The sequence below is a fragment of the Humibacter antri genome (assembly GCF_054777235.1).
This window is the reverse complement of record NZ_BAAHAW010000005.1, coordinates 59,750-86,737: the sequence shown is the minus strand read 5'-3', so window position 1 is coordinate 86,737 and position 26,988 is coordinate 59,750. Positions and strand designations below refer to the sequence as shown.

Genomic DNA, 26,988 nt, shown 5'->3' with positions numbered 1-26,988 from the left:
AGTTGCGCATTCGAGCGCCGAAGACCCCCATTCGCGTTCATCCGTAGCGAAGAAGCGGATCTCAAGCGTTTAATGCGGGGAACACCGATGGAGAGGATCAACGTGACAACGATTCGAGCGGCCATCAGCCAGACCACGTGGACCGGCGACAAAGAGTCGATGGTCGTCAAACACGAGGGATTCGCCCGCGATGCGGCCGCGCAGGGCGCGCAGGTGCTCTGCTTCCAGGAGCTGTTCTACGGCCCGTACTTCGGCATCACCGAAGACAAGAAGTACTACGCCTACGCCGAGCCGGCGGACGGACCCACCGTGCAGCGTTTCATGGAACTCGCCGAAGAGTTGAAGCTTGTGATGATCCTGCCCATTTACGAGGAGGAGCAGCCGGGCGTCTACTACAACACGGCGGTGGTGGTGGATGCCGATGGCACGGTTCTCGGCAAGTACCGCAAGCACCACATTCCCCACCTCGACAAGTTCTGGGAGAAGTTCTACTTCCGCCCAGGCAACCTCGGGTACCCCGTGTTCGATACGGCCGTCGGACCGATCGGCGTATACATCTGCTACGACCGCCACTTCCCGGAAGGATGGCGCGAGCTCGGCCTGGGCGGCGCGCAGATCGTCTTCAACCCGAACGCGACCAAACCAGGACTCAGCAACCGGCTGTGGGAGATCGAGCAGCCGGCGGCCGCGGCGGCGAACGGCTACTTCGTCGCCGCTCCGAACCGGGTCGGCCGCGAAGACAACGAGTACGGCGACCTCGCGGTCGACTTCTACGGCTCGAGTCAGTTCGTCGATCCGCGCGGCAACGTCATCGGCGGATACGGCTCGCGGGACCACGAGGAACTCGTCATCCGCGACCTCGATCTCGACCTCGTGCGGCAGACACGCGACGACTGGCAGTTCTATCGGGACCGTCGGCCCGAGTCGTACACGCGCATCCCGAAGCCGTAGCCGAAAGCAGTGGAGAAGCGATGAAGACTCTCATCACGGGCGGCACCGTGGTCAGCTCGACGGGACGGGTGGCCGCCGACGTGCTCATCGACGGGGAGACGATCACCGCCGTACTCCAGCCCGGCTCGCAGCTGCTCGGTTCCGACCTGAAGGCATCCGTCGACGCGGTCATCGACGCGACCGGAAAGTACGTCATCCCCGGTGGCGTCGATCCGCACACGCATATGGAGATGCCGTTCGGGGGCACGAACGCCAGCGACACGTTCGAGACCGGAACCCGGGCAGCCGCCATCGGCGGCACGACCACGATCATCGACTTCGTCACGCAGTACCCCGACCAGAACGTGCTCGACCAGTACCACCTGTGGCATGAGAAGGCGGCCGGGAACTGCGCCATCGACTACGGCTTCCATCAGATCCTCTCCGACGTTCAAGACACGTCACTGACGGCGATGGACGAGCTCGTGAACGAGGGTGTGACGAGCTTCAAGCTGTTCATGGCGTACAAGGGCGTGTTCCTCTCGGACGACGGGCAGATCTTCCGGGCGTTCCAGAAGGGGGCCGAGAACGGCGCGCTGATGATGATGCACGCCGAGAACGGCTCGGTCATCGATGTGCTCGTTCAGCAGGCCATCGCCGCAGGCGACACGGGCCCGGTGTACCACGGGCTCACCCGTCCGTGGCAGATGGAAGAGGAAGCCACGCACCGGGCCATCATGATCGCCGATGTGGCGGGCACGCCGCTGTACTTCGTGCACGTGAGCGCGAAGCAGGCCGTCGAACAGATCGCCGCCGCTCGCCATCGCGGCTCGAACGTGTTCGGCGAGACGTGCCCGCAGTACCTCTACCTCAGCCTCGAAGACCAGCTGGGGGCGCACAGCGACCAGTGGGGCGACTTCGAGGGAGCGAAATGGGTGGCCTCACCGCCGTTGCGCTCGAAGCACGAGGGACACATCGAGGAGCTCTGGCGGGCCCTGCGCACGAACGAGCTCCAGCTCGTCTCCACAGATCACTGCCCGTTCTGCATGAAAGACCAGAAGGAGCTGGGCCTGACGAGTTTCGCGAAGATCCCCAACGGCATCGGCACGGTGGAGCACCGCGTCGACCTCCTGTACCAGGCGGTCGCCACCGGCAAGCTCTCGCTCGAGCGCTTCGTGGAGATCACCTCGACCACGCCGGCCCGCATGTTCGGTCTGTACGGGCGCAAGGGCGTCATCCAGCCCGGCGCCGACGGCGACATCGTCGTCTACGATCCGAGCGGCCACACCACGATCTCCGCCGCGACACACCACATGAACCTGGACTATTCCGCCTGGGAGGGCTTCGAGATCGACGGCCGAGTGCACACGGTGCTGTCGAAGGGCAAGGTCATCGTCGACGACGGCAGGTACGTGGGTGCCAAGGGCGATGGCGTCTACCTCAAGCGCGGGCTGAGCCAATACCTGGCCTGACCGGAATGTGGCTTGACGGCCAGGAGAGCCTGAGGGCGTAGGAGAGAGGCATCCGCTCATGGAATTCGGCGTCGTACTGCAGACCGATCCGCCCGGCAGCCGTGTGGTGCACCTCGCCGAGCTGGCCGAGCAGTACGGCTTCAGCCACGCGTGGACCTTCGACTCGCACCTGCTCTGGGAGGAGCCGTACGTCATCCACTCCCAGATCCTCGCCCGCACGCACCGCATCAAGGTCGGTCCGTTCGTCACGAATCCCGCCACGCGGGACTGGACGGTGACGGCATCCGTCTTCGCCACGCTCAACGAGCTGTACGGCAACCGCACGGTCTGCGGGATCGGCCGCGGCGACTCCGCCGTGCGAGTCACGAACGGGCGGCCTGTGACGATGGCGGAACTGCGCGAGGCGATCCACGTCATCCGGGAGCTCGCCAACAGCCGGGCCGTCGAATACAAGGGGGCGACGCTGCGCTTCCCCTGGTCGAAGGGGAGCGAGCTTCAGATGTGGGTCGCCGCCTACGGGCCGCAAGCGCTCAAGCTCGCCGGCGAGGTCGGCGACGGGTACATCCTGCAGCTTGCAGACCTCGACGTGGCGGAGTGGATGATCCGCGCCGTGAAGGACGCAGCACGCGCCGCCGGTCGCGACCCTGACTCCCTGGCGATCTGCGTCGCTGCGCCGATGTATGTGGGAGCGGATGTCGACCATCAGCGGGAGCAGACCCGCTGGTTCGGCGGCATGGTCGGCAACCACATCGCGGACATCGTCCGCCGCTACGGGGAGGGCGGAGGCGCTGTGCCGCAGGTGCTGGCGGACTACATCAAGGAGCGCGAGGGCTACGACTACAACGAGCACGGTCGCGTCGGCAACACCCACACCGCGTTCGTCTCCGACGAGATCGTCGACCGGCTGTGCGTGCTGGGCCCTGCGGAGGACCACGTTGCCAAGCTGAAGGCGCTGGAAGAGCTGGGCGTCACCCAGTTCGCCGGATACCTCCAGCACGACGACAAGGAGGAGACGTTGCGGGTCTACGGCGAGACTGTCATCCCCGCCGTCGTCGAGCACGTCGCCGCGAAGGAGTAAGGCCCCGACTACCGCGTCGATCGGCCCCGCGCCGGTTCGTCGGGGAAGGCCTGTGTGCCGAGCACGATCGCCAACGCCAGGCGCTCGGCATCCTCCGTGCCCGGCTGGGCCGAGTAGACCATGATGCGCAGATCGTCGCCGGCGACGATGAACGTGTCGCAATCCAGCCCGATCCGGCCGGCTTCCGGATGCTCGACGTACTTGTGGCGGGAGCGGTCCTCGTGCGGTCGCATCTCTCCGGCATCCCACAGTTCGGAGAACAGGATGCTCTGCCGTCGCAGTTCGACGACGAGGCTGCGCAGCCGTGGATCGGCGGGGTACTTCGCCGCCGTGAGCCTCAGGTCGGCGACGAGTCCGGCCTGCTGCTCAGCTAGTTCGACTGGTCCGAGCTCGGCGACCGGTCCCGGCCCGACCAGGTTGCGCCACACTCCATTGCGCTGGATGCCGCGCCACGCGGACGCACCCGTGAGGGCGTCGTACCCGGCGTTCGTGACGAGGAGGTTCCACATTGCGTCGTACACGGCGATCGGGTTTGCGGAGAGACGGTCGAGCAGCCGCTGCACGCTCGGCGGGATGCGTGCCGGAACCAGATCGCGACCGGGAACCGCAAGGCCTGCGAGCCGGAACAACAGCTCGCGTTCCGGATCGGACAGGCGCAGTGCTCTGGCAAGCGCCTCGACCACCTGCTCCGACGGCGAGGTGGCGCGGCCCTGCTCCAGCCGCGTGAGGTAGTCGACGGAGATCCCCGCCAGAGCCGCCAGTTCCTCACGACGGAGACCCTCAGCTCGTCGCCGGGTGCCCGTCGGAAGGCCGACCGAGTCCGGAGCGACGCGATCCCGCCAGTGCCGAACGGTCCGACCGAACTCCTGATGATCCACCGTTCCAGTCTGCTTCGCCGAGCATCCGTTGTCGTGGCACTACCGGTCCTATGAAGAACAGACGACTGCCTGCGCGTCCAGCCGCAGCGGAGCCTTGCTGCATGACCACAACACTCATCACAGGGGCCAACAAGGGCCTCGGCAAGGAAACCGCCCGGCGTCTCATCGCGATGGGACACACCGTCTACATAGGCTCACGCGACGAGCAGCGCGGACAGGAAGCCGCCGACGAACTCGGCGCCCGCTTCGTGCAGCTCGATGTGACGAACGACGCATCCGTCGCAGCCGCAGTCGCCACGATCGCGAGCGAGGGCGGGCTCGACGTACTCGTCAACAACGCGGGGATCGCCAGGCGCATCGCGGATGGCCGGAGCGAAGCGCTTGACGGAGCCAGCGCCCTGGAGGTGTACGACACGAACGCAGTCGGCATCATCCGCGTCACGGAGGCAGCCCTGCCCTTGCTCCGGAGATCGCACAACCCCGTCGTCGTGAACGTCTCGAGCGCTCTCGGCTCGTTCTGGGCAACGCACGAGTCGTCTCGACCCGCCTCGCACTTCCCGGCCATCGTCTACGGGTCGAGCAAGGCCGCCGTTTCCATGCTCACCGTTCAGTACGCGAAGGCCGTTCCCGACGTGAAGTTCAACGCGGTCGAACCCGGCATCACGGCGACCGAGCTGGGCGGGGGAGACCCGGGCAGCCATCCCGGACGCCCCGCCGGCGAGAGTGCAGAGGTGGTCGCGGCCTGGGCGAATATCGGGACTGACGGGCCCACCGGCACCTTCCAGGAGGATGCAGGCGTGCTCGGCTGGTGAAGGTTGCGGGGCTCGCGGCGCGGGGGAGGGGTTCGTAGGCCCGGGGTGCACATAGGCGGCTTCCTCCGCCGCATCGAATAGTGCTGGAGTCGGTTTCGAAGCGATGCTTCGAAACCGCGCGAGGGGGGACTTGTCCCTACCGCCCCTCCAACCGCCGCTTCGCGGCGCTCGGAGCCTCCGGCGGTGGGGGCCCACCCCCGAGGGGTTCAAGGAGACCCGCACGCGTACGAAATGCAGAAGGCCGGTCCTTTCGGACCGGCCTTCTGCATTTCGTGCGCGAGGGGGGACTTGAACCCCCACGCCCGATAAAGGGCACTAGCACCTCAAGCTAGCGCGTCTGCCTATTCCGCCACCCGCGCGCACATTCCGGAGACCGACGAATCGGCCACCGACGTACGAGGTTAGCACGAATCCGATGCCATTCCGCCCATCCCGAAGGGGCCACGACGACCGCTGACGACACTCGATCAGAGGCATCCGATTGGTCGCCGAGAACGCCATCCCGGTAGCGTTGCCCCCATGACCAACCCGGACGACGCCACCGCGCGCGCCGAGGGATCGGGAACCGAGCAGAGCCTCGACGAGACGGCGCGCATCGCACGGGATCTCATCCGCATCGACACCACCAACTGGGGCGAAGGACGGGCGAAAGGCGAGACGGATGCCGCAGCCTACGTCAGTGAACACCTGGCAGCCCTCGACCTGAAACCCCGCACCTTCGAGTCGCGGCCCGACCGCGCCACCGTCGTCGCCCGAGTCGAGGGCCGCGATCGCAGCAAGCCGGCACTTGTCGTGCACGGCCACCTGGACGTCGTGCCTGCCGATCCGTCGGGCTGGACCTTCGACCCGTTCGCGGGGGAGATCCACGACGGACTGCTCTGGGGCCGCGGCGCCGTGGACATGAAGAACATGGACGCGATGATCCTCACCGCGCTGAGCGATATCCTCCGCGCCGGTGAAGCACCGGAGCGCGACCTCGTCATCGCGTTCTTCGCCGATGAGGAAGACGGCGGCCTGTTCGGCTCGCACTTCATGGTGGACGAGCATCCCGGCGTCTTCGAAGGCGCGACGGAGGCCATCAGCGAGGTCGGCGGCTACTCCGTCGACATCGCAGGCAAACGCGCCTACCTGCTGCAGACGGGGGAGAAGTCCCTGGTCTGGATCCGCCTCGTCGCGCGCGGCAAAGCGGCGCACGGTTCCCGCATGGTCGCCGAGAACGCCGTCACCGAACTGGCGAAGGCGGTCGTGGCCATCGGCTCTCAGGAGTGGCCGCTGCGCCTCACGGCCACGACCACGCAACTGGTCGGCGAGCTTGCCAGACTGCTCGATGTCGACCCTGTGACGCTCGGACCCGACGAGGTGGTGCTGCGCAGCGGTACGGCATCCGGTTTCATCCGCGCGACCCTCCGCACAACGAGCAACCCCACACTGCTGAAGGCCGGGTACAAACACAACGTCGTACCGGAACGAGCGGAGGCACTGGTCGACATCCGAACGCTCGCCGGCGAAGAGGATGACGTGCTCCTGAAGGTGCGCGAACTCGTCGACGACGACGTCGACATCGAGATCGTGCATCGCGATATCGGGCTGGAGGCACCGTTCACCGGCCCGCTGGTGGACGCCATGACGGATGCCCTGCTGTCGCACGACCCCGACGCCGTCGTGCTGCCGTATCTGCTCTCCGGCGGCACAGACAACAAAGCACTCAGCAGGCTCGGCATCACCGGCTACGGCTTCGCCCCGCTCATGCTGCCTGCCGACATCGACTTCCCCGCCATGTTCCACGGCGTCGACGAACGGGTGCCGCTCGACGCGCTCGTGTTCGGCCGCACAGTGCTGCGCCACCTGCTCTCCACCTACTGACGCAGCCGTTACGGCCTCCGACCCACCGAAAGAGTGCGATGGACTTCATAGGCGCGCTGATCCTCGGCCTCGTGCAGGGGCTCACCGAGTTCCTGCCCGTCTCCTCGAGCGCGCACGTGCGCATCGTCGGCGAACTGATCGGAACGGGTGAAGACCCGGGAGCGGCATTCACCGCCATCATCCAGCTCGGTACTGAGCTCGCGGTTCTCGTCTACTTCTGGCGCGACGTGACGCACATCATCGGGCGGTGGTTCCTCGCTCTGTTCGGCCGCATCCCGCGAAATGACCCGACGGCGCGTCTGGGCTGGATGATCATCGTGGGCAGCATCCCCATCGTGGTGCTCGGGCTGCTCTTCCAGAACGCCATCGAGACCACGTTCCGTTCGCTATGGATCGTCGCCGTCATGCTCATCGTGTTCGCGATCGTATTGTGGGTCGCCGACCGCATCGGTGCGAAGACCCGCCGCGTCGCCGAGCTCACCTGGGGGCACGCGGCGATCTACGGCGTCGCGCAGGCGTTCGCCCTCGTGCCGGGTGTGTCGCGGTCCGGCGGCACGATCTCCGCGGGTCTGTTCATGGGCTACCAGCGCAGCGCAGCGGCCAGGTACTCGTTCCTGCTGGCGATGCCGGCCGTCTTCGGAAGCGGACTGTACGAGCTGTACAAATCGGTCAGGCATCCGTGCATAGCGGGGTCCCATGAAGCGACAGCGAAGGCGTGCACCCCCGAGGTGTTCAACTCGGTCGACACGTTCGGCGCCACGGTGGTCGCCTTCGCGGTCGGGCTGCTCGTCATCGCGTTCTTCATGCGCTACATCTCCCGGCGCAGCTTCCTGCCGTTCGTCGTCTACCGCATAGCGCTCGGAGTGCTCCTGATGATCCTGCTCGGTTCCGGGGTGCTGAATGCCTGAGTCGTGGGCACGGCCCCTGGTGCCGAGACTTCCGGGCACGGGCAGGCCGCCTCGACTGCACGATACGGCCACTGGCGAACGCCTCTGCTCGGCGCCTGACGATGTCATCGCCAGGCTCTACGTGTGCGGCATCACCCCGTACGACGCCACGCACATCGGCCATGCCAGCACCTACCTCGCGTTCGACACGCTGCAGCGGGTGTGGTTGGATGCCGGACTCGAGGTGCACTACGCGCAGAACATCACCGACATCGACGACCCGCTGCTGGAACGCGCAGAGGCCACCGGCGTGCCGTGGCGCGAGCTCGCCGATCAGCAGATCGAGCTGTTCCGCGGCGACATGACCGCGCTGCGCATTCTGCCGCCTCAGGACTACGTGGCCGTCACCGAGGTGATAGACGAGATAGCGGATGCCGTGGCGCTCCTGCTCGAGCGCGGCACCGCCTACCGCGTTCCCACACCCGAAACGGGGAACAGCACAGACATCGGCGACGACGAGACCGACGACGTCTACTTCGATATCGCGTCGGCGGAACATTCCAGCCCGTGGCGCATCGGCAAAGAGAGCAACCTCGACCGCGCCGAGATGCTCGCCCTGTCTGCCGAGCGCGGCGGAGACCCGGGTCGCGCCGGCAAGCGAGACCCGCTCGACCCGCTCCTCTGGCGTGCCGCACGCGGGGGCGAACCGTCGTGGCGGTCCGTGCTAGGCCGAGGCCGACCCGGCTGGCACATCGAGTGCTCGGTCATCGCGCTGAAACATCTCGGACATGACTTCACCGTGCAGGGCGGCGGCGCCGACCTGATCTTCCCGCACCACGATCTCAGCGCGGGACACGCGGCCGCGCTCAGCGGGCATCCGCTCGCCAAGGTCTTCAGCCATGCCGGGCTGGTCGCCTACCGGGGCGAGAAGATGAGCAAGTCGCTGGGCAACCTCGTCCTGGTCTCCGAACTGGTGAAGCAGGGGGTGCCGGCCACCGGCATCCGGCTGGCCCTGCTCGCGCATCACTACCGCGACGAATGGGAGTGGACGCGGGAGGGCCTCGATGAGGCACTTCGGCGGCTGGATGCCTGGCGCGGCATCCGGCCGACCCCGAACGGCGCACACGCACTCGACGTGCTCGAGCAGGTGCGCTCACGACTTGCCGACGATCTCGACACGCCTGGCGCACTCTCCGCGGTCGACACCGCTGTAGAGACCGGAGTCGACGATCCGGCACTCATCCGCACGCTGGCCGACGCCCTGCTCGGCGTCGTGCTCTGAGCCTGCGCCCGTCACCACCGGCGCGCCGATCCGGATACCGCCCCACTTGTCGGCACTCGCAGCACGAAAGCACCGACCACACGAAAGCACCGACGCGGATGCGGATGCGAAAACGTGTAGTGCGATGCAGGTACTACTCCCGACGCCAGGGCTCGTCAGTGCCTCTGCCGTCGCCTCTGCCATCGCCTTTGTCACGGCCATCGCCCCTGCGTCGCAGATAGCGCTCGAACTCCTGAGCGATCGCCTCGCCGCTCGCCTCCGGGGAGTCCACAGTGTCTCTGGCCTGTTCGAGCTGCTCGATATACGCCGCCATGTCTTCGTCGTCGGCGGCGAGCGCGTCGATGCCGCTCTCCCAAGCGGCCGAATCCGCCACGAGCTCCCCTCGGGGAACCGTCACGTCGATGAGCTGCTCGAGCCTCTCGATGAGAGCGAGCATCGCCTTCGGGCTCGGCGAGTTGTGCACGTAGTGCGGAACGGATGCCCACAGCGCCAGCGTCGGGATCCCCATAGTCTCCGCCGCGTCGGCGACCACGCTGAGGATTCCGACCGGCCCCTCGTACGTCGGCCGCTCCACGCCGAGGTCGGCACGCACCTGCTGGTTGTCGCTGGAGGCGAAGACCGAAATCGGTCGAGTGTGTGGAACGTCGGCGAGCATGGATCCGAGCAGCACGATGCCGTCGATGCCCGCGGCCAGGGCGGCATCGATGAGTTCGGCGGTGAAGGCCTTCCAGCTGCGAGACGGCTCCGTGCCGAGCAGGAGATAGAGGTTGCCGACGCCGCTCCCGCTGGCATGCACCTCAGCGTCCTCCTCGAGCGGATCGATATGGACGCCCGGCGAGACCGGCGCGTACACCACGGCACCCGGCCACTCCAGCCTTCGGCCGCCCTCTTCGTCGGCAGCAAGCATCGGACGGTTGAACTGGAAGTCGTAGTACTGTTCGGGGTCGATGCTCGCGATCGGCACGACATCGAGGGAATCCTTCAGGGTGCGCACGGCCCCGCTCGCGGCTTCACCCGCGTCGTTCCACCCCTCGAACGCCACCACGAGGATGCGTCCGTCGAAGATCCCGCTGTCGTTGCTCACGCTGTCGGCTGCTTTCGTCTCCGGCGCCCTGGCTGGGCGCGCCTACCCAGAATAGGCCCGGGCCCTCTTCGGTCGCGGAGGCACCGAGCGCTCGCACCGGGCACGAAAGCGACGACCGAGGGCGCGGCGCGAGCTCGGTCGCACGACCGAGCCGACCAGGGCTTCGAGGCGCGAGGCATCGATACACTGGATGCTCGTGACCTCCGCTGCCCCCGCCGCCGTGCTCTTCGACATGGACGGCACCCTTGTCGACACCGAGCCGTACTGGATGCAGGCGGAAACCGAGCTCGTCACCGAGCACGGAGGAACCTGGACGCATGACGACGCCCTCGTACTGATCGGGTCAGGACTCTGGGAGTCGGCCAAGGTCTTCCAGGAGCACGGTGTCGCACTGGACGCGGACACCATCGTCTCCACCCTGACCCGGCGGGTGCAGGAACAGCTGGAATCCCGCGGCGTGCCCTGGCGCCCAGGAGCGAAGGAGCTCCTGCTCGACATCCGGGAACAAGGCGTGAAGACGGCCCTCGTGACCATGTCCATCCGCGACATGGCGGAGCAGGTCGTGTCCCAGATCCCCTTCTCCGCCTTCGACGTGCTCGTCACCGGAGACGAGGTCGACAGGCCGAAGCCGTACGCCGATCCTTATCTCGACGCGGCCAGGAAGCTCGGTGTACGCCCACAGGACTGCGTCGCCATCGAGGACTCGATGAACGGACTCGCCTCGGCCGTTGCCGCCGGCACCGTCGCGATCGGCGTTCCGCACATGATCCCGCTTCCGGCCTGTGACGAGCACACGTTGTGGCCGACGCTCGAAGGCATCACGTTCGCCGACCTGGCGGGGTTGTTCGAAGAGCGTGCCGCGTGACTCCCGGCGAGCTTCCGGCCTCCTCCGGCCCTTTCCGTGCGGGCGACCGAGTGCAGTTGACAGGACCGAAGGGGCACCTGCACACGATCACGCTCGTTCCCGGCAAGGTCTTCCACACCCACAGGGGCCCCCTGCCGCACGACGCGATCATCGGTCTGCCCGACGGCTCCGTCGTGGCGAACGAGGCCGGGGTGGAGCACCTGGCGCTGCGACCACTGCTCACCGATTTCGTGATGTCGATGCCGCGCGGCGCCGCGATCGTCTACCCGAAGGATGCCGCGCAGATCCTGGCGCAGGCCGACATCTTCCCCGGTGCAACTGTCGTGGAGGCCGGGGTCGGTTCGGGAGCCCTCTCCCTGTGGCTGCTGCGGGCGATCGGCCCGCACGGACGACTCTTCTCGTTCGAGCGCCGCGACGAGTTCGCCGACGTCGCCCGCGGCAACCTCGAGACGTTCTTCGGCGAATTCCCACCCAACTGGACCCTCACGGTCGGCGACCTCCAACAGGAGCTTGCGGCGTCTGCGACAGACGGCGACGTCGACCGGATCGTGCTCGACATGCTCGCGCCGTGGGAGTGCGTGGATGCCTGTGCCGCAGCCCTCAAGCCCGGTGGCGTACTGCTGTGCTACGTCGCGACCGTCACACAGCTCTCCCGTGTGGCGGAGGCGATCCGCGGCAGCGGCGCGTTCACCCACCCGATCTCGAACGAGACGATGGTGCGCAGCTGGCACGTGGAGGGACTCGCGGTGCGACCGGACCATCGCATGATCGCGCACACCGGCTTCCTGATCAGTGCGCGACGGCTGGCGCCCGGCACAGCGCTCCCCGAGCTCAAACGACGGGCGTCCAAGAGCGAGTACAGCGAAGACGACGTCGAGGCGTGGACGCCAGGCGCACTGGGCGAACGAGTGGTGAGCCCGAAGAGCCTGCGCAAGAGGGTGCGCGAGGCATCCGAAGCCGCCCGGCTGGCTCGTGAACGCGACGCCGCACCATCCGACGACCGAGCAGGACGCCATCAGTCGGTCGACTAGCATGGGATGCCGGAGCGCTCGGCCTGCCCCGGCCGCCCCGATCCCCTCGTCCCTCGTCGAAAGAGGAATCGTGCGCACACTCCTGGCACGCACAGCACCGGCACGCTCGGTGCCGCTCACCGCACGCGTTCGTCGCATCGGCACACTGATCGCCGCCGCGGCACTCGTGGGTGTCGGACTGACCGGATGCTCGGCAGCTTCGGCGAGCTCCTGCGTGCAGCCCGGGGCTGCGTCCCAGCTGATCCACACGTCGGGCGCGTTCGGCTCACCGCACGCGTCGTTCCCGCACCCGGTCGTTACGAACGCGCTGCAGAAGAGCACCGCCAAGACCGGCTCGGGCAAGACCATCGGCAAGGGCCAGATGGTCAGGTTCACGCTCGCTCACTACGACGCAGCGACCGGAAAGTCCGTCGAGACGTTCCCGGCTGCTGTCGTGGCGGGTGGATCGAGTTCGCTGCCTGGCCTGCAGAAGGCGCTGATGTGCAGCACTGTCGGATCGCGCATCGTGGTCACCGGAACAGAGGCCGAAATCGCAGGCAGTCAAGGATCGGCCAGCCAAGACGTGGTTCTCGTCGTCGACGTCGAGAAGGCGTATCCCTCCCGTGCGACCGGCTCTCCGCGTCCAGGGCAGCCCGGCATGCCCACCGTCGTCCTTGCACCCGACGGGCAGCCGGGCATCAAGATCAGCGAGAACACGGTGCCGACGAAGCTACGCACCGCAGTGCTCCGGCAGGGCTCGGGCGCCGTCGTGAAGAAGGTCGACTCCTCCAGTGGCGTGCTGGTGAACTACACGGCCGTCACGTACAACGACCCCACCTCCGTCGCCGGATCCAGCTGGCTGGACGGCTCTCCCGTCGTGTGGCCGGCGACGAATTCGAACGGGTCTGCTCCGCCCTCCGACGTGGTGAAGCAGCTCATCGGCCAGAACGTCGGAAGCCAGGTCCTGGTGGTCACTCCCGGCAGCAACGCCACGGCGTACGTGATCGACGTTCTCGGCATCTGGAAGTAGCGGCGACCGCGTCCTCGCCCCACGCCACGCGGCGCGCCGACCTCATAGGATTGCCTGCGTGTCCCCACAGAAGGTCCCTGTCGAGGAGCGCCTGTTCTCGCTCGTGCTCACTCTTGTCGCCACCGAATCGGGGCTGACGAAGAGCGAGATCCTCTCCAGCGTGCAGGGCTACAACGCCCGGTATCGGGAGGGCGGCGACAACAGCGCGCTCGAGCGGCAGTTCGAACGCGACAAAGACGACATCCGCGAACTCGGCATCCCGCTGGAGACGGTCGAAGACCCGGGAGACCCGGGCAACAATCAGGGCCTGCGCTATCGCATTCCCAAAACGGCATACGACCTGCCCGCCGACATCACATTCTCCCCGCAAGAGATGGCGCTGCTCGGCCTCGCCGCAACCGTCTGGCGCGAAGGATCCCTCTCGGCCGACTCCCGTAGAGCGATCATGAAACTGCGCACCCTCGGCGTGGAGGCCGACGATCCACTGGTCGGATTCGCTCCCCGGGTGCGCACCAGGGAGGCCGCTTTCGAACCGTTCGAGGTCGCACTGGAGCGCAGCGTCGTCGTCAACTTCGACTATCTGAAGCCGGGGGAGACCGAATCGACGAAGCGCGTCGTGGAGCCGCTCGCGCTCGTCCAGTTCCACGGGCGCTGGCTGCTTCATGCCCACGACAGGCGAGCGGATGCCCCGCGCACCTTCCTGCTCTCGCGCGTGATCGGACGACCCCGCGTGACCCAGCTCGGGTTCGAGCGCCACGGCACCGACTACGCCTCGCGCGCGATCGACGAACTGCAGAAGATCTGGGACCGCAACCAGGCCGAACTCGACGTGCTGCCCGGAACGGATGCCTGGGTGCGGCTGAGCAAGCGCGAAGACACCCGCCGCAATGGGGAAGGCAACCTGCTCGTGCACTACTCCGACACTGCACTCCTCGCCGACGAGCTCGCCGGCTATGGGCCGGAGGTGCGCGTGGTCTGGCCGCAACGCCTCGTCGACGCCGTACGCGACCGCTTGCACACGACGCTGGTGGAGCACACTGCGAGCACCGGCGCAGGCGAGGTGGATGCTCGTGGCTGAGACCGCCGGACCCCGCGACGCGCGCGACAAACTCGCCCTGCTGCTCTCGCTCATCCCATACCTGATGGATCACGAGAGCGCCGCGGTAGACGAGGTCGCCGCCGCGTTCGACGTCTCGTCGAAGCAGATCCGCGACGCCGTCTATCTGATCGCGGTCTCCGGACTGCCCGGCGAGTCCCGTTCGTATCTGCCCGGCGACCTGTTCGACATCGACTGGGACGAACTGGAGCAGCACGATCGCATCGCACTCACGCACACCGTCGCGATCGACGACACCCCGCGGTTGTCGGCACGCGAGGCCGCCGCGCTGATCGCAGGTCTTCAGTACCTCAGCTCGCTGCCCGAGCACGCGGATCGCGACGCGATGTCGTCGCTGATGGCCAAGCTCGAACATGGAACGGCTGCCGGCGCGGCGCAGGTGGCGGTCGCCCCCGCTGCGCTTCGCGACACCGTCGCCACGATCAGGGCCGCGATCGAGAACCGCACGCAGGTCGACCTCGACTATGTCAGCGCGCGCGGCGACTCGGAGCGACGCACGGTCGACCCGCTGCGCATCGAATCTGTGAACGACGACTGGTACCTGCGCGGCTGGTGCCATCTGCGGGAGGCTGCGCGCACCTTCCGTCTCGACCGCATCGATCACCTGGTCTCGACCGGGCAGCCCATCAGCGAGCACGCCGCCCGCATCGTGCTGCCGGAGCGGCTCTTCCAGGGCTCGGCCGAAGATCTCTCCGTCTCGGTCGACGTCGCAGCGGCGGCGCTGCCGCTGATCGCCGACTACATCCCCGACGATGCTGCGCGCATCCAGGACGGCGATGTCGTGCACACCAAGGTGCGCGTGGCGCACTATCACGGGCTCAAGCGCATGGTCGCCAGGTTCGCCGGTCAGGTCACCGTCACAGCGCCGGAAGAGGCGCGGATCGCCGTCGCTGACTGGGCACGGGCCGGTACCAGTCGCTATGAGCATGCGTCAAACGGCGACGATGTCTAGCCACGGACTATCGCGGCTGAAGCCGCTCGCCGGCTCAATCGGGTCGGCCGCCGATCCTCAATGGCCTATAGGGTGAACTATGCCCTGGTGGTCCTGGCTCGTCATCTGGGCCGTGCTCGTACTCGCCCTGCTCGGCATGTTCGGCCTATTCGGCTACCGCTTGTTCGTGAAGGCGATGGCCACCATGGGTGCTCTCGGCGACCTCGCGGAGAAGACCGACGTTCTCTCGTCCCGTGCAGGCGAGGGGGCCGGCGAAGCCGCCTTTCGCCCTGCCGTGCTCGGCCCAGCCCGTGAATACGCGCAGAGGTGGGACGAACGTCGCGCACGCAATGCAACGATCAGGCATACTCGGCGGGAAGCGAGAGTCCGACGCGGTAAACTCCTGGTGAGTGCCGATCCGAGTCGGTTCTCCCACCTACTGCGAAAGCGACATTGAAATGCTTGGCGATCTCTTCAGCGGATGGCACATCTGGATCATCCTGCTCATCATCGTGCTCCTGTTCGGAGCGACCCGACTTCCCGCACTGGCGCGGAGCATCGGGCAGTCCACGCGTATCTTCAAGAAGGAGATCCGCGATGGACAGGAAGAGGACGAGGCCGCTGAGGCGTCCAAGTCCGCTAAGACCGAGGCCAAGGCCGAGCCCTCTACGGCTGACAAGCCGGCCGACAAGATCTAGTCACCGTGAGCACCGCCGCTCGTACCAAGCGCGGCAGGAATCCCGAAGGCCGGATGTCCCTGGGGGCACATCTCCGGGAACTGAAGAACCGCTTCTTCTGGATCGCAGGAGGGATCCTCGTCGGCGCCATCGCCGGTTGGTTCCTCGAACCGTTCGTGTGGGACGCGATCAGCCTGCCTGTGCATGAGATTGCAAAGACGCAGCATGCCAGCATCAACTGGCCGAACGTGACCGCAGCATTCGACCTCAAGCTGCAACTGAGCGTCTACATCGGCATCATCATCACGTCGCCGTTGTGGCTCTACCAGATCTTCGCGTTCCTCACCCCTGGGCTCAATCGCAGGGAGAAGGGTTACACGTTCGGGTTCTTCTTCACCGCGGTCCCTCTGTTCCTGGCCGGCTGCGCTGCCGGCTGGTGGGTGGTTCCACACATCGTGGGTGTGCTCACCAGTTTCGTGCCCAACGGCGAGACGACGCTGCTGGTGGCGTCCGACTACTTCAACTTCGTGCTGAAGCTGATCATCGTCGTCGGCATCGCGTTCGTGCTTCCGGTGTTCGTCGTGCTTCTCAACTTCATGCGCGTGATCAGCGCCAAGGCGATCATCAAGTCCTGGCGATGGGCGATCCTCACGATCATGGTCTTCACCGCGATCGCGACCCCGTCGGCGGACGTCATCTCGATGTTCCTCCTGGCGCTTCCCCTGGTCGTGCTCTACCTGCTGTCGTGGGTGGTGGCGTGGCTGCACGATCGCCGGATTGCGAAGCGGGCGCTCGACATCGATGCGGAGCTCGCGGCGGGGTAGCGGCGCGGCGTCATCCGCCCCGATACGGCGACCGGTTCCTGCCCATAGTCTGGTCGGATGATCGACCAGCAGTTCTCGCCCGCCGATCGATTCGCGGCGTTGCGGAGCCGTGTCGGGCATCCACGTCTCGAGGAGTTCCGGCAGCACCAGCGGTTCGACCTCGATCCCTTCCAGCGCGAAGCGTGCGCGAGCCTCGAAGACGGCCACAGCGTGCTGGTCGCCGCGCCGACGGGCGCGGGCAAGACCATCGTGGCGGCGTTCGCCGTCGCGCTGGCGATGAGGCATCCCACGGCCAAGGTCTTCTACACCACACCGATGAAGGCGCTGTCGAATCAGAAGTACCAGGAGTTCGCCGACGAGTACGGAACGGATGCCGTCGGCCTGCTCACCGGCGACACCAACGTCAACGCCGGCGCCCGGGTGGTGGTGATGACCACCGAGGTGCTGCGGAACATGCTCTACGCCGACTCCGGCCTGCTCACCGACCTCGCATACGTCGTGATGGACGAGGTGCACTACCTCGCCGATCGATTCCGCGGTGCGGTGTGGGAAGAGGTCATCATTCATCTTCCGCCCGAGGTGCGCCTGGTCTCGCTCTCGGCGACGGTGTCGAACGCGGAGGAGTTCGGCGACTGGTTGCAGGCCGTCCGCGGCGACACCGACGTGATCGTGTCCGAGAGCCGTCCGGTCCCGCTGGAGCAGCACGTGCTCGTGCGGCAACGTCTTCTCGACCTCTTCGAGTCGGCCGCCAGAGGCGCGGCGAATCGCGTGAATCCGGAACTGGTGCAGATGGCCCGGCTCGGCGGCCGCCCCTCCCGATCCCGCCAGTTCAGCGACCGCGGCAGGCGGCGGGGGCGCGGCAGGCCCGACATGGACAGGCTCGACCGACCCGAGGTCGTACGGCTGCTCGACGACCGCAACCTGCTGCCGGCCATCGTGTTCGTGTTCAGCAGGGCCGGCTGCGATCAGGCCGTGTCGCAGGTGCTGCGGTCGGGCATCCGTCTCACCGAGGCGCACGAACGCGAGCAGATTCGGCAGGTGGCCGAGGAGCGCTGCCGCACGATCGCCGACGAAGACCTCGCCGTGCTCGGCTACTGGGAATGGCTGGAAGGCCTGCAGCGCGGCGTCGCAGCCCACCATGCCGGGCTGCTCCCCGCGTTCAAAGAGGTGGTCGAGGAACTCTTCCGACGCAAGCTTGTCAAGGTGGTATTCGCCACCGAGACGCTTGCGCTCGGCATCAACATGCCCGCCCGCACGGTCATGCTCGAACGCCTGGAGAAGTTCAACGGTGAGGCCAGGGTGCCCATAACGCCGGGGGAGTACACGCAGCTGACCGGGCGGGCGGGTCGTCGCGGGATCGACGTCGAGGGGCACTGCGTCATCCAGTGGCGCGACGGCCTGGACCCGCAGGCAGTGGCCGCACTGGCATCACGGCGCAGCTACCCGCTGAACTCGAGCTTCCGCCCGACGTACAACATGGCTGTCAATCTGATCGCGCAGTTCGGCAGGGATCGCACCCGCGCGATACTCGAGTCGTCGTTCGCTCAGTTCCAGGCCGACCGAGCGGTCGTCGACCTCGCCCGCACGGTACGCAGACAGGAGGAATCGCTCGCCGGCTATGAGCGGGCGATGGCGTGCCACCTCGGCGATTTCGCGGAGTACGCCGCACTGCGGCGCGAACTCAGCGATCTGGAGCGAAAGGGTGCCAAGGCCGGCTCGCAGAGCGCGGCGGCCAGGGAGACGCGCAGCAGAGAACTGGCCGATCTGCGACGACGGATGAAGAAGCATCCGTGCCACGGATGCGCCGAGCGGGAGCAGCACGCCCGCTGGGCCGAGCGATGGTGGCGTCTGAAGCGCGAGATGGATGCCCTCACCCGCCAGATCCGCACCCGTACCGGCGCCGTCGCCACCGTCTTCGATCGAGTGACCGAGGTACTCGCCGAGCTGGGCTACCTCGAGGACCGCGACGGCTCGCTCTCGCCCACGCAACACGGCCGCGTGCTCGGCAGGATCTACGGAGAACGTGACCTGCTTGTGGCGGAGTGCCTGCGACGGAACGTGTGGGCGCAGCTGGACGCACCGGGGCTTGCGGCGATGATCTGCGCGCTCGTCTTCGAGCCGCGCCGCGACGAGCCGAACCCGGCCGAGCGTTTCCTGCCGCGTGGCGCGTTCCTTCAGGCGCTGCAGAAGACCGAGGAACTCTGGGCGCGACTTGACGACGTGGAGCGGGCGCACCGGCTGTCGGGGAGCGAGCCGCCTGCTACCGCGCTCTGCGTGGCGATGCACCAGTGGGCATCCGGCCGCCCACTGGCCGCCGTGCTGGCCGAGGCGGACCTGCCCGCCGGCGACTTCGTGCGCTGGGCGAAGCAGGTCATCGATCTGCTCGATCAGCTCTCAGGCGTCGCCACCGGCCCGCTCGCGCCCGTGGCCAGGGATGCTCTCGTCGCCGTTCGGCGGGGGATCGTGGCATACGCCGGCCCCAACTGACGCGGCAGCACTTGAGGCTCTCGGCGAGCGCCGTGGCCACGTCCCCTATGCTCGCATCGTGACTCCGCCCGCCCGTCCGCTTGTTCCGTTGTGGCTGGCGATCATTCTCGGCGCCGGCGGGGGAGTGGTGTACGACGGCGCCTTCCCGGCCATCGATGTTTGGCCGCTCGCCTTCGTCGGGCTGGTGCTCGTTCTCGCCTCGCTCGTCGGGCGTTCCGTCGGCGGTGCCGTGCTGGTGGGATTCCTGTCCGGACTGGCCTTCTACCTCACGCAGGTGTCGTGGACGGCGCTGTACCTGGGACCGGTGCCGTGGATCGCGTTGTCGGTCTTCGAGTCGCTGTTGTTCGCACTCGGGGCTGTGGCGATCACGCTGGCCTACCGCTGGGTTCCGCGAGCCTTCCCGTCCGCACTCGGGCGGCTCGGGCTTCTCCCGGTCGTGGTGGCAGGCCTGTGGACGGGAAGGGAGTGGCTGTCAGGCAACTGGCCATACGGCGGCTTCGCCTGGGGACGGGCGGCTCTCTCGCAGTCCCAGAGCCCGTTCGCGCACCTCGTCGCGTGGTTCGGCATCTCAGGCGTGTCCTTTCTCATCGTCTGGATCGTCGCGCTGGCCATCGAGTGCGCGCGTTATCGTGAGCATCCGTTCCCGCGGATGCCCACGAGACCGGTGGACGCCGCGGGTGCTCGCCCCGGCGTCCGGGCCGGCATCGCTGTCGCCGCCATCGCGCTCGTACTGGCCGTTCCGCTCTGGCCGGCGACCACCTCGGGCAGCACCCGGATCGGGGCAGTGCAGGGCAACGGCCCCGCCGGATACTTCGACCGCGCGCAGCCCGGCGACGTGATGAACGCTCAGATCGCGGCGACTCGGCCATTGATCGGCAAGCGTGTCGACATGGTCGTCTGGCCCGAGGGCAGTGCCGACATCGATCCGACCAGGGACTGGTCGTCCGCCGCGGTGCTCGACAACCTCAGCACGCAGTTGAACGCCCCGATGATCGTCGGCACGATCACGCATCGGCACGGCAAGTACTACAACTCGTCACTGCTCTGGAAGGCCGGCAAGGGCGCCGTCGCCATCTACGACAAGAGACACCCCGTGCCGTTCGGCGAGTACGTGCCCGATCGCTCGTTCTGGATGCCGTTCGCACCGAGCCTTCTCAGCCTCATCGGCCGTCAGTACACGCCTGGAACGCGCGGCAACGTGTTCGACGTGAACGGGGTGAAGGCCGGCATCTCCATCTGCTTCGACATCGTCGACGATCAGCTCACGACCGACATGATGAACGGCGGTGCCCAGGTCATCCTGGCTCAGACCAACAACGCCGACTTCGGCCGCACGAAGGAGAACATGCAGCAACTCGCGATCGCGCGGCTGCGCGCGGTGGAGACCGGCCGGAGCCTCGTGAACATCTCCACGGTCGGTACGAGTCAGATCATCGATCCGAGCGGACGCACGATCGCGCAGATCCCCGCGTACAAGCCAGGCGCGATGCTGGCGGATGTTCCGCTCGGCACCACCACGACGCCCGCGACCCTGCTCAGTCGCGCCTTCGAGGTGCTGGCGTGCGGTCTGGGGCTCGGCGGCCTGGTGGTCGCCGCGGCCACGACGTCGCGCACGCGGCGTCGCCGCTCGGCCGGCCAGTAGTACCCGGCCGGGCTGGCGCGGCACACACGAAAACGCACACACACGAAAACGCAGCCTGCCTGAGCAGGCTGCGTCACCATCCGTCCGGGCCCGGCCCGGCCCGTCACGGCGCCTCAGGCGCCGATCTTGTGCTCCCCACGACGTGCGCGCAGGTAGGCGAGTCGCTCCTCCAGGAGCTCCTCCAGTTCTGCACGGGTGCGACGCTCGAGCAGCATGTCCCAGTGGCTGCGGGGTGCCTTCACGTCGGAACGGTCCACCTCGACGGGCGCGTCGTTCACGAGCAGGGTCGCCTCGTGGCCGCAGTACTTGCACTCCCATGTCTCGGGAGCTTCGGCGTCCGCGGCGAACACGACCTCCGTCTCACGGTCGCAGTTCGAGCACTTGTAGTTGTACATGGTTCGGGCTGAGAACGTCACGCCCTCTTCGCTCTGCAGGCTCTGAGCACCGAGTCTCATGCCGCGCAAGCTGCGATCTGCCATTGTGTGGTCTCCTCTCGCGGTGCCTCCACACTTATAAACCGTCAAGCTGGGCATTCTCTGCCCGGCGCATCCGGAGATTCAGCCTCCTTTCAGGGATTTTCTTCGTTCAGGGTCTCACGAAGTCCTATGTCGCACCGGGAGGTCGACGCAGGTCGTTCGCCGTGCCGGCACGCAGCACGTCCCGAAGAAGATCGCATCGGTCGGTCACGATGCCGTCCACTCCGAGGGCGAGCAGCTCGCGCATCTCCTCCGGATCGTCGATCGTCCACACGTGCACCTCTCTTCCCGCTCTGTGCACGGCGCGCACGAACCCGGGGGAGACCACGGTGACCGCTCCGCGTCGGGGCGGAACCTGTACCGCATCGACGGCACGTAGAGCCAGACGTACGAGGGGGGAGAGATGCAGCCGCGCTCCGATGAGGCAGAGCACGACGCCTGGGGTCGAGGCTGACGTCGCCGCGCCTGGAAGGCCTCGCACCGCGCGCCGACGGCGGTGCTGCTGGAACGAGGTGACGAGCACGCGGCGCGCGGCTGCGGCATCTCGGATCGCCCTGATCGTAGGGGTGAGTGCGGCATCGGTCTTGACGTCGATGTTGAACCGGGCGTCGGGAAAGCGGGCGAGCGCGGTCTCCAGCGTGGTGAGGGTGCCGCCGCCCACCAGGGGCAGCTCGCGGAGGCGCTCCCACGGCAGCTGCTCTACCGGCACCCGCAGGCCGGCAATGCGCGAGAGATCGTCGTCGTGGCAGATCACGGCGACGCCGTCGGCGCTGGCGTGCACGTCGGTCTCCAGAATGTCCGCGCCCTTCTCGAGCGCCGCCCGGAATGCGTCGAGCGTGTTCTCGGGCGCGTGCAGTGCCAGCCCCCGGTGGGCGATCACGCGCGGCGGGGCGCCATCGAAGTAGCGTGTCGGGTCCGGCATCGGTCCGGCCTGCACCTCTCGACTCGCCGCCGCGCTCTCGCCCTACTTCGCGTGACCGCCGGCAGTAGGACCGGCACCGTCCGGCTGGTCTTCGACCGACGCAGGTGAGACTGCGGACTGCGGTAGCGCGGATGCCGCCGTGTCTTCGGCCTTTGCGACTTCCTGCTCCGCCGCCGCGACAGCGGCCGCGGTCGACTCGTCGGTCAGCACCGAGTCATCATCTGACTTCTCGGCAGCTGCAGGAGGGGAGCCCGCGGCCTGCGGGAAGAGGGAACTGAGCGGGTTGCCCGACCCACGCGTCGCGAAGCCGTCGCTGATACTGCGCAGCGCCTCGGTGAATTCGCTCGGGATGAACCACAGCTTGTTGGACGCCCCCTCGGCGATCTTGGGCAGCGTCTGCAAGTACTGGTAGGCCAGCAGAAGATTGTCCGGCCGGCCCTCGTGGATGGCAGTGAAAACCGTATCGATCGCCTTCGCCTGGCCTTCGGCGTTCAGCACAGCAGCGCGTGCCGAACCCTCCGCGTTGAGGATCGCCGCCTGCTTCGTGCCCTCCGCCGTGAGGATCGCCGATTGCTTCGTGCCCTCCGCGGTGAGGATGAGTGCGCGACGGTCGCGCTCTGCGCGCATCTGCTTCTCCATCGAGTCCTGGATGGAGACCGGCGGATCGATCGCCTTGAGCTCGACACGACTCACCCTGATGCCCCATTTGCCGGTCGACTCGTCGAGAACGGTGCGCAGTTGGCTGTTTATGTTGTCGCGGCTGGTGAGCGTCTCTTCGAGGTTCAGACCGCCCACGACGTTACGCAGGGTAGTCGTGGTGAGCTGTTCGACCGCGTTGAGATAGTTGGTTATCTCATACGTGGCGGCACGGGCATCCGTCACCTGGAAGTAGACGACCGTGTCGATGGACACGACAAGGTTGTCCTCCGTGATCACGGGCTGCGGCGGGAAGCTCACCACCTGCTCGCGCAAGTCGATCAGGGGTCGGAGCCGATCGACGAACGGGACGAGCAGGTTGAGGCCGGGCAGGAGTGTCTTGTGATAACGACCCAATCGCTCGACCACGCCTGCCCTGGCCTGCGGCACGATCCGGATCGCTCTGAACAGTGTGACAAGCACGAAGATCAGGATGATCAGAACGATGATCCCGATGATGATCTGCACGACGAGCCCTTCTACTGAGTTCATGAGGCGGTTCCCCCTGTGGGCACGACGACGGCCGTCGCCCCTTCGATGGCGGTGACGAGCACGACCTCGCCCGGCTCGACATGGCGCACCGCATCGGATGCCTCGCCGCCGGCGAGCCGCGACGTCCAGACCTCGCCGTTGGCGAGTCGCACCAGCCCCTTGCCGTCACTGCCGAACGACTGCACCACCCGACCCTCCTGGCCGAGCAGCGCGGCGACATTGCTGCGCGCCGGGTCGCCTCCTCGGCGAAGGGCGTGCAGCAAAGGGGGCCGCAGCAAGAAGAGCAGGAGGATCGAGAGCACCGCGGCGACGATCAACTGCGCCCACCACGGAAATCCGAACAGCCCGCTGATCAGGCCACCGAGGGAGCCGATCGCGAGCATGAGGAACACGAAGTCCAGCGAGAGCATCTCGACGATCACGAACACGAGAATCAGCACGAGCCAGGCGATCCAGGCGTAAGACGAAACGACGTCCATGTCGCACACGCTCCCTTCGCGCTCGATCAGACGCTACCAGCATGGGGCCGGGGCCTCGCGAAGGCGCGGTCGGGCTCGCTGTTCACGGCACGGTTCCGCATCGAGTCGCCTGAGATACTGTCCTGGTGCCCCTTCGTGAGGGCCGTACAGCGCCATTGGCAGCACAAGGAGATCTTCATCGTGAGCAACCCTCTCGCCCCGTCGTCACTGTCCGGAAAGCGAGCCCTCGTGACCGGTTCCTCACGCGGTATCGGCGCCGACACCGTCGGTTACTTCGCCGAGGCGGGCGCGAGCGTCGTGATCAACTACCGAAACAAAGAGGCGCGGGCGCGCAAGCTCGCGGACTCGATCCACGTATCCGGCGGTACCGCGATCGTGGTCGGCGCCGATCTCACCGACACGGACTCCGTCGCAGCCATGTTCGAGACGGTGCGGCGAGACCTCGGCGGTCTCGACATCCTCGTACTCAACGCCTCCGGCGGCATGGAGTCCGGCATGGAGGCGGACTACGCACTCAAGCTGAATCGCGACGCCCAGGTGAACGTGCTGAAGGCGGCGCTGCCGCTGCTCGGCGAAGGGGCCCGCGTGGTCTTCGTCACCAGTCACCAGGCGCACTTCATCCGCAGCACGCCGACCATGCCGGAGTACGAGCCCGTCGCCCTGAGTAAGAGGGCGGGCGAAGACGCGTTGCGCGAGCTCCTCCCGGAGCTGGATGCGCGGGGCATCGGCTTCGTCGTCGTCTCCGGCGACATGATCGAGGGCACCATCACCGCCACACTCCTCGAGCGAGCGAACCCGGGTGCCATCCAGCAGCGCAAGGAGGCGGCGGGCCGCCTGTACAACGTGAGCGAGTTCGCAGCGGAGGTGGCGCAGGCGGCCATCGACCCGGTCCCCGACGACCACACCCGCCTGATCGGCGACGTCAGCGACTTCGGCGAAGAGGCCTGATCGCGTGAAGGCCGACGACATCGCCCGCCTCGTCTCCGTCTCACGCCCGACGCTGAGCCCTGACGGCGGCACGGCCGTCGTGGCCACGGCGAGCCCTGGCCTCGACGCCGACTCCTACGTCGGGCAGCTCTGGTCGGTGGACATGAAGGGGAGCGCCCCGCCCAGGCGCATCACTCGAGGATTTCGCGATGCGGCACCGCAGTTCTCGCCGGGTGGCTCGGCCATCGGGTTCCTCCGCGCGGAACCCGGCAGACCGGCACAGCTGCACGTCATGGCCACGGCGGGGGGCGAGCCGATCCGAGTCACGGACCGCAAGCTGGGCGTCACGGAGTTCACCTGGTCGCCCGACGGGTCCAGCATCGCGTTCGTCTCGCGCGAGCCGGAGTACGGCCGTTACGGCACGGTCGAGGGTGTCGACGCCGGCGCCGAGCCGCCGCGTCGCATCACCACGTACCGCTACTCGGCGAACGGTGTCGGTTGGATGCGCGATCGTCGCACGCAAGCCTTCGTCGTGCGCGCACCCGACCTGTCTGCCGCACCGATCGTGCAGCCGGTGGCATCCGCCGACGGTCCGGCGCAGGAGCGTCCTGTGGTGGCCGAGCCGTGCGCGTTGACGAGCGACGACGCGGAACACGGCGCTATCGTGTTCACCGCCGACGGCCGCCATGTGGCGGTGGTCTCCGACGGGCATCCGGGCGCCGACGACGACCTGCGCTCCATCCTCACTCTGGTGTCCGTCGATGGCGGAGAGTCCATCACCGTGGTGGGGCCGGAGGCGGATCTCTCCCTCGGCGAGAACGCCGGAGCAGTCGCCGTCGGGGCGGATGGAGCACTGTATTTCGTCGCACAAGACGTGGGGGAGTCCGGGCGGGACTTCGTCGCCCGGAACTACGGTCTGTACCTGGTGGAATCGGCGGGGGAGCAGCCACACCGTCTGACCGACGACGAGACCATCGATCTGAGCGGAAGCGACGTGGTGTTGTCGCCGCACGGAGCCCTCGTGCGCAACACGGAACGGGGCCGCGTAACGCTGCTGGCGGTTGGACGCGACGGAGCGGTCACCACGCTGACGGACGACAGGGAGGTGACCGGCGCGGCGTCGGCGGGCCAGACCGTCGCACTCTCGTTCCAGTCCGACTCGACGTTCGGAGACCTTGCAGTCATCGACGTCGCGCAACGCGAAGACGAGCACACGACTGACCACCCCGTTCGCGTACTCACTGATTTCTCTTCCGAGGTGCGGGCAACAGGCATCCGCACGCCGATCGAGATCGAGACGACCGGCCGCGACGGCTACCCCGTGCACGGTTGGGTGGTGCTGCCGGAGGGGGAAGGGCCGCACCCGGTGCTCCTCAACATCCACGGCGGGCCCTACGCCCAGTACTCTGTTCACCTGTTCGACGAGTCTCAGGTCTACGCCGACGGCGGATATGCCGTCGCATACTGCAACCCACGGGGCTCAGCCGGATACGGGCAGGAGCACGGGCGCGCGATCAAGGACCGCATGGGCACCGTCGACCTCAACGACGTGCTCGACTTCTTGGACGCCGCGGTAGCGGCGCATCCCGAACTTGACGGCGATCGGGTCGGGATTCTCGGCGGCTCGTATGGCGGTTACCTCACGGCGTGGACGATCGCTCACGACCATCGGTTCGCCGGCGCCATCGTCGAGCGCGGTTACCTCGACCCACGGTTCTTCTTCGGCACGAGCGACATCGGATCGTTCTTCGGCGACGAGTACAACGGCGTCGACCCCGAGCGTGTTGCCGCTCAGAGCCCGCAGGCACACGTCGGCGACGTGCGCACCCCGACGCTCGTCATGCATTCGGAGAACGACCTGCGCTGTCCACTCAGCCAGGCGGAGCGCTATTTCGCCTCGCTGAAGCGCGGCGGGGTGGAGACCGAGCTCGTGGTGTTCCCCGGGGAGGATCACGAGCTCAGCCGCTCGGGTCGGCCGAGGCATCGCGTTCAGAGGTTCGAGATCATCCTCGGGTGGTGGGCGCGGCACCTGCCGAGCGCGCGCAACAGCGTTCCGCCGGATCTGCCTGAGCCCGTCGGGTGACCCTCCTTAGACCCACACATCAGGAAGAAGGCGCCGACCCTCGA

The 26,988-nt window shown here is 67.2% G+C and carries 25 protein-coding genes and 1 tRNA gene; 19 read left to right on the top strand and 7 right to left on the bottom strand.

Translation table 11 applies throughout. The features are described 5' to 3' along the window. Positions 1 to 102: 102 nt before the first annotated feature. The 3 genes from ACYVDK_RS03245 to ACYVDK_RS03235 are packed head-to-tail and all read left to right on the top strand — an operon-like array spanning position 103 to position 3,480. Complete coding sequence (locus tag ACYVDK_RS03245) at positions 103 to 951, top strand: nitrilase-related carbon-nitrogen hydrolase (RefSeq protein WP_460517876.1); 849 nt, start codon at positions 103 to 105, stop codon at positions 949 to 951. A 20-nt stretch (positions 952 to 971) separates the two neighbouring features. Next, the gene (hydA, locus tag ACYVDK_RS03240) at positions 972 to 2,402 is read left to right on the top strand and encodes a dihydropyrimidinase (protein ID WP_460517873.1); all 1,431 of its coding nucleotides are present in this window, start codon (positions 972 to 974) and stop codon (positions 2,400 to 2,402) included. Between the two features lie 58 nt (positions 2,403 to 2,460). Continuing rightward, the gene (locus ACYVDK_RS03235; RefSeq protein ID WP_460517870.1) at positions 2,461 to 3,480 is read left to right on the top strand and encodes an LLM class F420-dependent oxidoreductase; all 1,020 of its coding nucleotides are present in this window, start codon (positions 2,461 to 2,463) and stop codon (positions 3,478 to 3,480) included. Between the two features lie 8 nt (positions 3,481 to 3,488). On the opposite strand, the gene ACYVDK_RS03230 is transcribed toward ACYVDK_RS03235, so the two are convergent. Then, on the bottom strand, positions 3,489 to 4,358 hold the full coding sequence (locus ACYVDK_RS03230; protein ID WP_460517867.1) for a helix-turn-helix transcriptional regulator: 870 nt from the start codon (positions 4,356 to 4,358) through the stop codon (positions 3,489 to 3,491). A gap of 101 nt (positions 4,359 to 4,459) precedes the next feature. On the opposite strand from ACYVDK_RS03230, the gene ACYVDK_RS03225 reads away from it, so the two are divergent. Continuing rightward, a complete protein-coding gene (locus ACYVDK_RS03225; RefSeq protein ID WP_460517863.1) occupies positions 4,460 to 5,170 on the top strand; it encodes a Rossmann-fold NAD(P)-binding domain-containing protein in 711 nt (236 codons plus the stop codon). A 273-nt stretch (positions 5,171 to 5,443) separates the two neighbouring features. Here the strand turns inward: ACYVDK_RS03225 and ACYVDK_RS03220 are convergent. After that, positions 5,444 to 5,529 (bottom strand) — tRNA-Leu (locus tag ACYVDK_RS03220). A 160-nt stretch (positions 5,530 to 5,689) separates the two neighbouring features. Here ACYVDK_RS03220 and ACYVDK_RS03215 point away from each other — a divergent pair. From ACYVDK_RS03215 to mshC, 3 genes are read left to right on the top strand one after another with little or no spacing between them, the layout of a single operon-like run. Next, positions 5,690 to 7,033 carry a M20/M25/M40 family metallo-hydrolase gene (locus ACYVDK_RS03215; protein WP_460517860.1) on the top strand — a complete coding sequence of 448 codons (1,344 nt, stop codon included), beginning with the start codon at positions 5,690 to 5,692 and terminating at the stop codon, positions 7,031 to 7,033. Between the two features lie 38 nt (positions 7,034 to 7,071). Next, positions 7,072 to 7,941 carry an undecaprenyl-diphosphate phosphatase gene (locus ACYVDK_RS03210; RefSeq protein WP_460517858.1) on the top strand — a complete coding sequence of 290 codons (870 nt, stop codon included), beginning with the start codon at positions 7,072 to 7,074 and terminating at the stop codon, positions 7,939 to 7,941. Further along, entirely contained in the window at positions 7,934 to 9,202 is a 1,269-nt protein-coding gene (mshC, locus tag ACYVDK_RS03205; RefSeq protein ID WP_460517855.1) for a cysteine--1-D-myo-inosityl 2-amino-2-deoxy-alpha-D-glucopyranoside ligase, read from the top strand. Before ACYVDK_RS03210 ends, mshC begins: the two co-directional genes overlap by 8 nt. A 133-nt stretch (positions 9,203 to 9,335) precedes the next feature. Here the strand turns inward: mshC and ACYVDK_RS03200 are convergent, their stop codons facing one another. Further along, positions 9,336 to 10,286 (bottom strand): PAC2 family protein, encoded by a 951-nt coding sequence (locus ACYVDK_RS03200; RefSeq protein ID WP_460517852.1) that lies wholly within the window; start codon positions 10,284 to 10,286, stop codon positions 9,336 to 9,338. Between the two features lie 196 nt (positions 10,287 to 10,482). On the opposite strand from ACYVDK_RS03200, the gene ACYVDK_RS03195 reads away from it, so the two are divergent. From ACYVDK_RS03195 to lnt, 10 genes are all read left to right on the top strand, one after another. Next, positions 10,483 to 11,151, top strand: a complete 669-nt coding sequence (locus ACYVDK_RS03195) for an HAD family hydrolase (RefSeq protein WP_460517849.1) — start codon at positions 10,483 to 10,485, stop codon at positions 11,149 to 11,151. Further along, on the top strand, positions 11,148 to 12,182 hold the full coding sequence (locus ACYVDK_RS03190; RefSeq protein ID WP_460517846.1) for a tRNA (adenine-N1)-methyltransferase: 1,035 nt from the start codon (positions 11,148 to 11,150) through the stop codon (positions 12,180 to 12,182). The genes ACYVDK_RS03195 and ACYVDK_RS03190 overlap by 4 nt, the downstream gene beginning before the upstream one ends. 70 nt (positions 12,183 to 12,252) lie before the next feature. Next, a complete protein-coding gene (locus ACYVDK_RS03185; RefSeq protein ID WP_460517843.1) occupies positions 12,253 to 13,191 on the top strand; it encodes a hypothetical protein in 939 nt (312 codons plus the stop codon). Positions 13,192 to 13,249: 58 nt separating this feature from the next. Then, positions 13,250 to 14,269, top strand: a complete 1,020-nt coding sequence (locus tag ACYVDK_RS03180) for a helix-turn-helix transcriptional regulator (RefSeq protein ID WP_460517840.1) — start codon at positions 13,250 to 13,252, stop codon at positions 14,267 to 14,269. Beyond that, positions 14,262 to 15,260, top strand: coding sequence for a helix-turn-helix transcriptional regulator (locus ACYVDK_RS03175; RefSeq protein WP_460517837.1), 999 nt, complete (start codon positions 14,262 to 14,264; stop codon positions 15,258 to 15,260). Before ACYVDK_RS03180 ends, ACYVDK_RS03175 begins: the two co-directional genes overlap by 8 nt. A 79-nt stretch (positions 15,261 to 15,339) precedes the next feature. Beyond that, positions 15,340 to 15,696, top strand: a complete 357-nt coding sequence (locus tag ACYVDK_RS03170) for a hypothetical protein (protein WP_460517834.1) — start codon at positions 15,340 to 15,342, stop codon at positions 15,694 to 15,696. A gap of 1 nt (position 15,697) precedes the next feature. Then, positions 15,698 to 15,937, top strand: coding sequence for a Sec-independent protein translocase family protein (gene tatA / locus ACYVDK_RS03165; RefSeq protein ID WP_460517831.1), 240 nt, complete (start codon positions 15,698 to 15,700; stop codon positions 15,935 to 15,937). A gap of 53 nt (positions 15,938 to 15,990) precedes the next feature. Further along, the gene (gene tatC / locus ACYVDK_RS03160) at positions 15,991 to 16,740 is read left to right on the top strand and encodes a twin-arginine translocase subunit TatC (protein WP_460517828.1); all 750 of its coding nucleotides are present in this window, start codon (positions 15,991 to 15,993) and stop codon (positions 16,738 to 16,740) included. A 57-nt stretch (positions 16,741 to 16,797) separates the two neighbouring features. Then, positions 16,798 to 19,227, top strand: coding sequence for a DEAD/DEAH box helicase (locus tag ACYVDK_RS03155; RefSeq protein ID WP_460517826.1), 2,430 nt, complete (start codon positions 16,798 to 16,800; stop codon positions 19,225 to 19,227). A 55-nt stretch (positions 19,228 to 19,282) separates the two neighbouring features. Then, on the top strand, positions 19,283 to 20,869 hold the full coding sequence (gene lnt, locus ACYVDK_RS03150; protein ID WP_460518133.1) for an apolipoprotein N-acyltransferase: 1,587 nt from the start codon (positions 19,283 to 19,285) through the stop codon (positions 20,867 to 20,869). A 113-nt stretch (positions 20,870 to 20,982) separates the two neighbouring features. Here lnt and ACYVDK_RS03145 read toward each other — a convergent pair whose 3' ends face one another. The 4 genes from ACYVDK_RS03145 to ACYVDK_RS03130 all read right to left on the bottom strand — a co-directional run bounded on the left by ACYVDK_RS03145 (position 20,983) and on the right by ACYVDK_RS03130 (position 23,934). Further along, positions 20,983 to 21,348, bottom strand: coding sequence for an RNA polymerase-binding protein RbpA (locus ACYVDK_RS03145; protein WP_460517823.1), 366 nt, complete (start codon positions 21,346 to 21,348; stop codon positions 20,983 to 20,985). Positions 21,349 to 21,472: 124 nt separating this feature from the next. Continuing rightward, a complete protein-coding gene (locus ACYVDK_RS03140; RefSeq protein WP_460517820.1) occupies positions 21,473 to 22,267 on the bottom strand; it encodes a PI-PLC domain-containing protein in 795 nt (264 codons plus the stop codon). Between the two features lie 42 nt (positions 22,268 to 22,309). Continuing rightward, positions 22,310 to 23,455 carry an SPFH domain-containing protein gene (locus tag ACYVDK_RS03135; RefSeq protein WP_460517817.1) on the bottom strand — a complete coding sequence of 382 codons (1,146 nt, stop codon included), beginning with the start codon at positions 23,453 to 23,455 and terminating at the stop codon, positions 22,310 to 22,312. After that, complete coding sequence (locus ACYVDK_RS03130) at positions 23,452 to 23,934, bottom strand: NfeD family protein (RefSeq protein ID WP_460517815.1); 483 nt, start codon at positions 23,932 to 23,934, stop codon at positions 23,452 to 23,454. The genes ACYVDK_RS03135 and ACYVDK_RS03130 overlap by 4 nt, the downstream gene beginning before the upstream one ends. 180 nt (positions 23,935 to 24,114) lie before the next feature. Between ACYVDK_RS03130 and ACYVDK_RS03125 the strand changes: the two genes are divergently transcribed. Beyond that, the gene (locus tag ACYVDK_RS03125) at positions 24,115 to 24,882 is read left to right on the top strand and encodes an SDR family oxidoreductase (RefSeq protein ID WP_460517813.1); all 768 of its coding nucleotides are present in this window, start codon (positions 24,115 to 24,117) and stop codon (positions 24,880 to 24,882) included. Between the two features lie 4 nt (positions 24,883 to 24,886). Then, complete coding sequence (locus ACYVDK_RS03120) at positions 24,887 to 26,944, top strand: S9 family peptidase (protein ID WP_460517811.1); 2,058 nt, start codon at positions 24,887 to 24,889, stop codon at positions 26,942 to 26,944. Positions 26,945 to 26,988: the final 44 nt, after the last annotated feature.

Coding starts and splice junctions, on each gene's coding strand:
- ACYVDK_RS03140 (WP_460517820.1), bottom strand. CDS start 22,267: ATGCCGGACCCGACACGCTACTTCGATGGCGCCCCGCCGCGCGTGATC.
- tatC (WP_460517828.1), top strand. CDS start 15,991: ATGTCCCTGGGGGCACATCTCCGGGAACTGAAGAACCGCTTCTTCTGG.
- ACYVDK_RS03235 (WP_460517870.1), top strand. CDS start 2,461: ATGGAATTCGGCGTCGTACTGCAGACCGATCCGCCCGGCAGCCGTGTG.
- mshC (WP_460517855.1), top strand. CDS start 7,934: ATGCCTGAGTCGTGGGCACGGCCCCTGGTGCCGAGACTTCCGGGCACG.
- hydA (WP_460517873.1), top strand. CDS start 972: ATGAAGACTCTCATCACGGGCGGCACCGTGGTCAGCTCGACGGGACGG.
- ACYVDK_RS03170 (WP_460517834.1), top strand. CDS start 15,340: ATGCCCTGGTGGTCCTGGCTCGTCATCTGGGCCGTGCTCGTACTCGCC.
- tatA (WP_460517831.1), top strand. CDS start 15,698: ATGCTTGGCGATCTCTTCAGCGGATGGCACATCTGGATCATCCTGCTC.
- ACYVDK_RS03130 (WP_460517815.1), bottom strand. CDS start 23,934: ATGGACGTCGTTTCGTCTTACGCCTGGATCGCCTGGCTCGTGCTGATT.
- ACYVDK_RS03155 (WP_460517826.1), top strand. CDS start 16,798: ATGATCGACCAGCAGTTCTCGCCCGCCGATCGATTCGCGGCGTTGCGG.
- ACYVDK_RS03210 (WP_460517858.1), top strand. CDS start 7,072: ATGGACTTCATAGGCGCGCTGATCCTCGGCCTCGTGCAGGGGCTCACC.
- ACYVDK_RS03135 (WP_460517817.1), bottom strand. CDS start 23,455: ATGAACTCAGTAGAAGGGCTCGTCGTGCAGATCATCATCGGGATCATC.
- ACYVDK_RS03225 (WP_460517863.1), top strand. CDS start 4,460: ATGACCACAACACTCATCACAGGGGCCAACAAGGGCCTCGGCAAGGAA.
- ACYVDK_RS03145 (WP_460517823.1), bottom strand. CDS start 21,348: ATGGCAGATCGCAGCTTGCGCGGCATGAGACTCGGTGCTCAGAGCCTG.
- ACYVDK_RS03215 (WP_460517860.1), top strand. CDS start 5,690: ATGACCAACCCGGACGACGCCACCGCGCGCGCCGAGGGATCGGGAACC.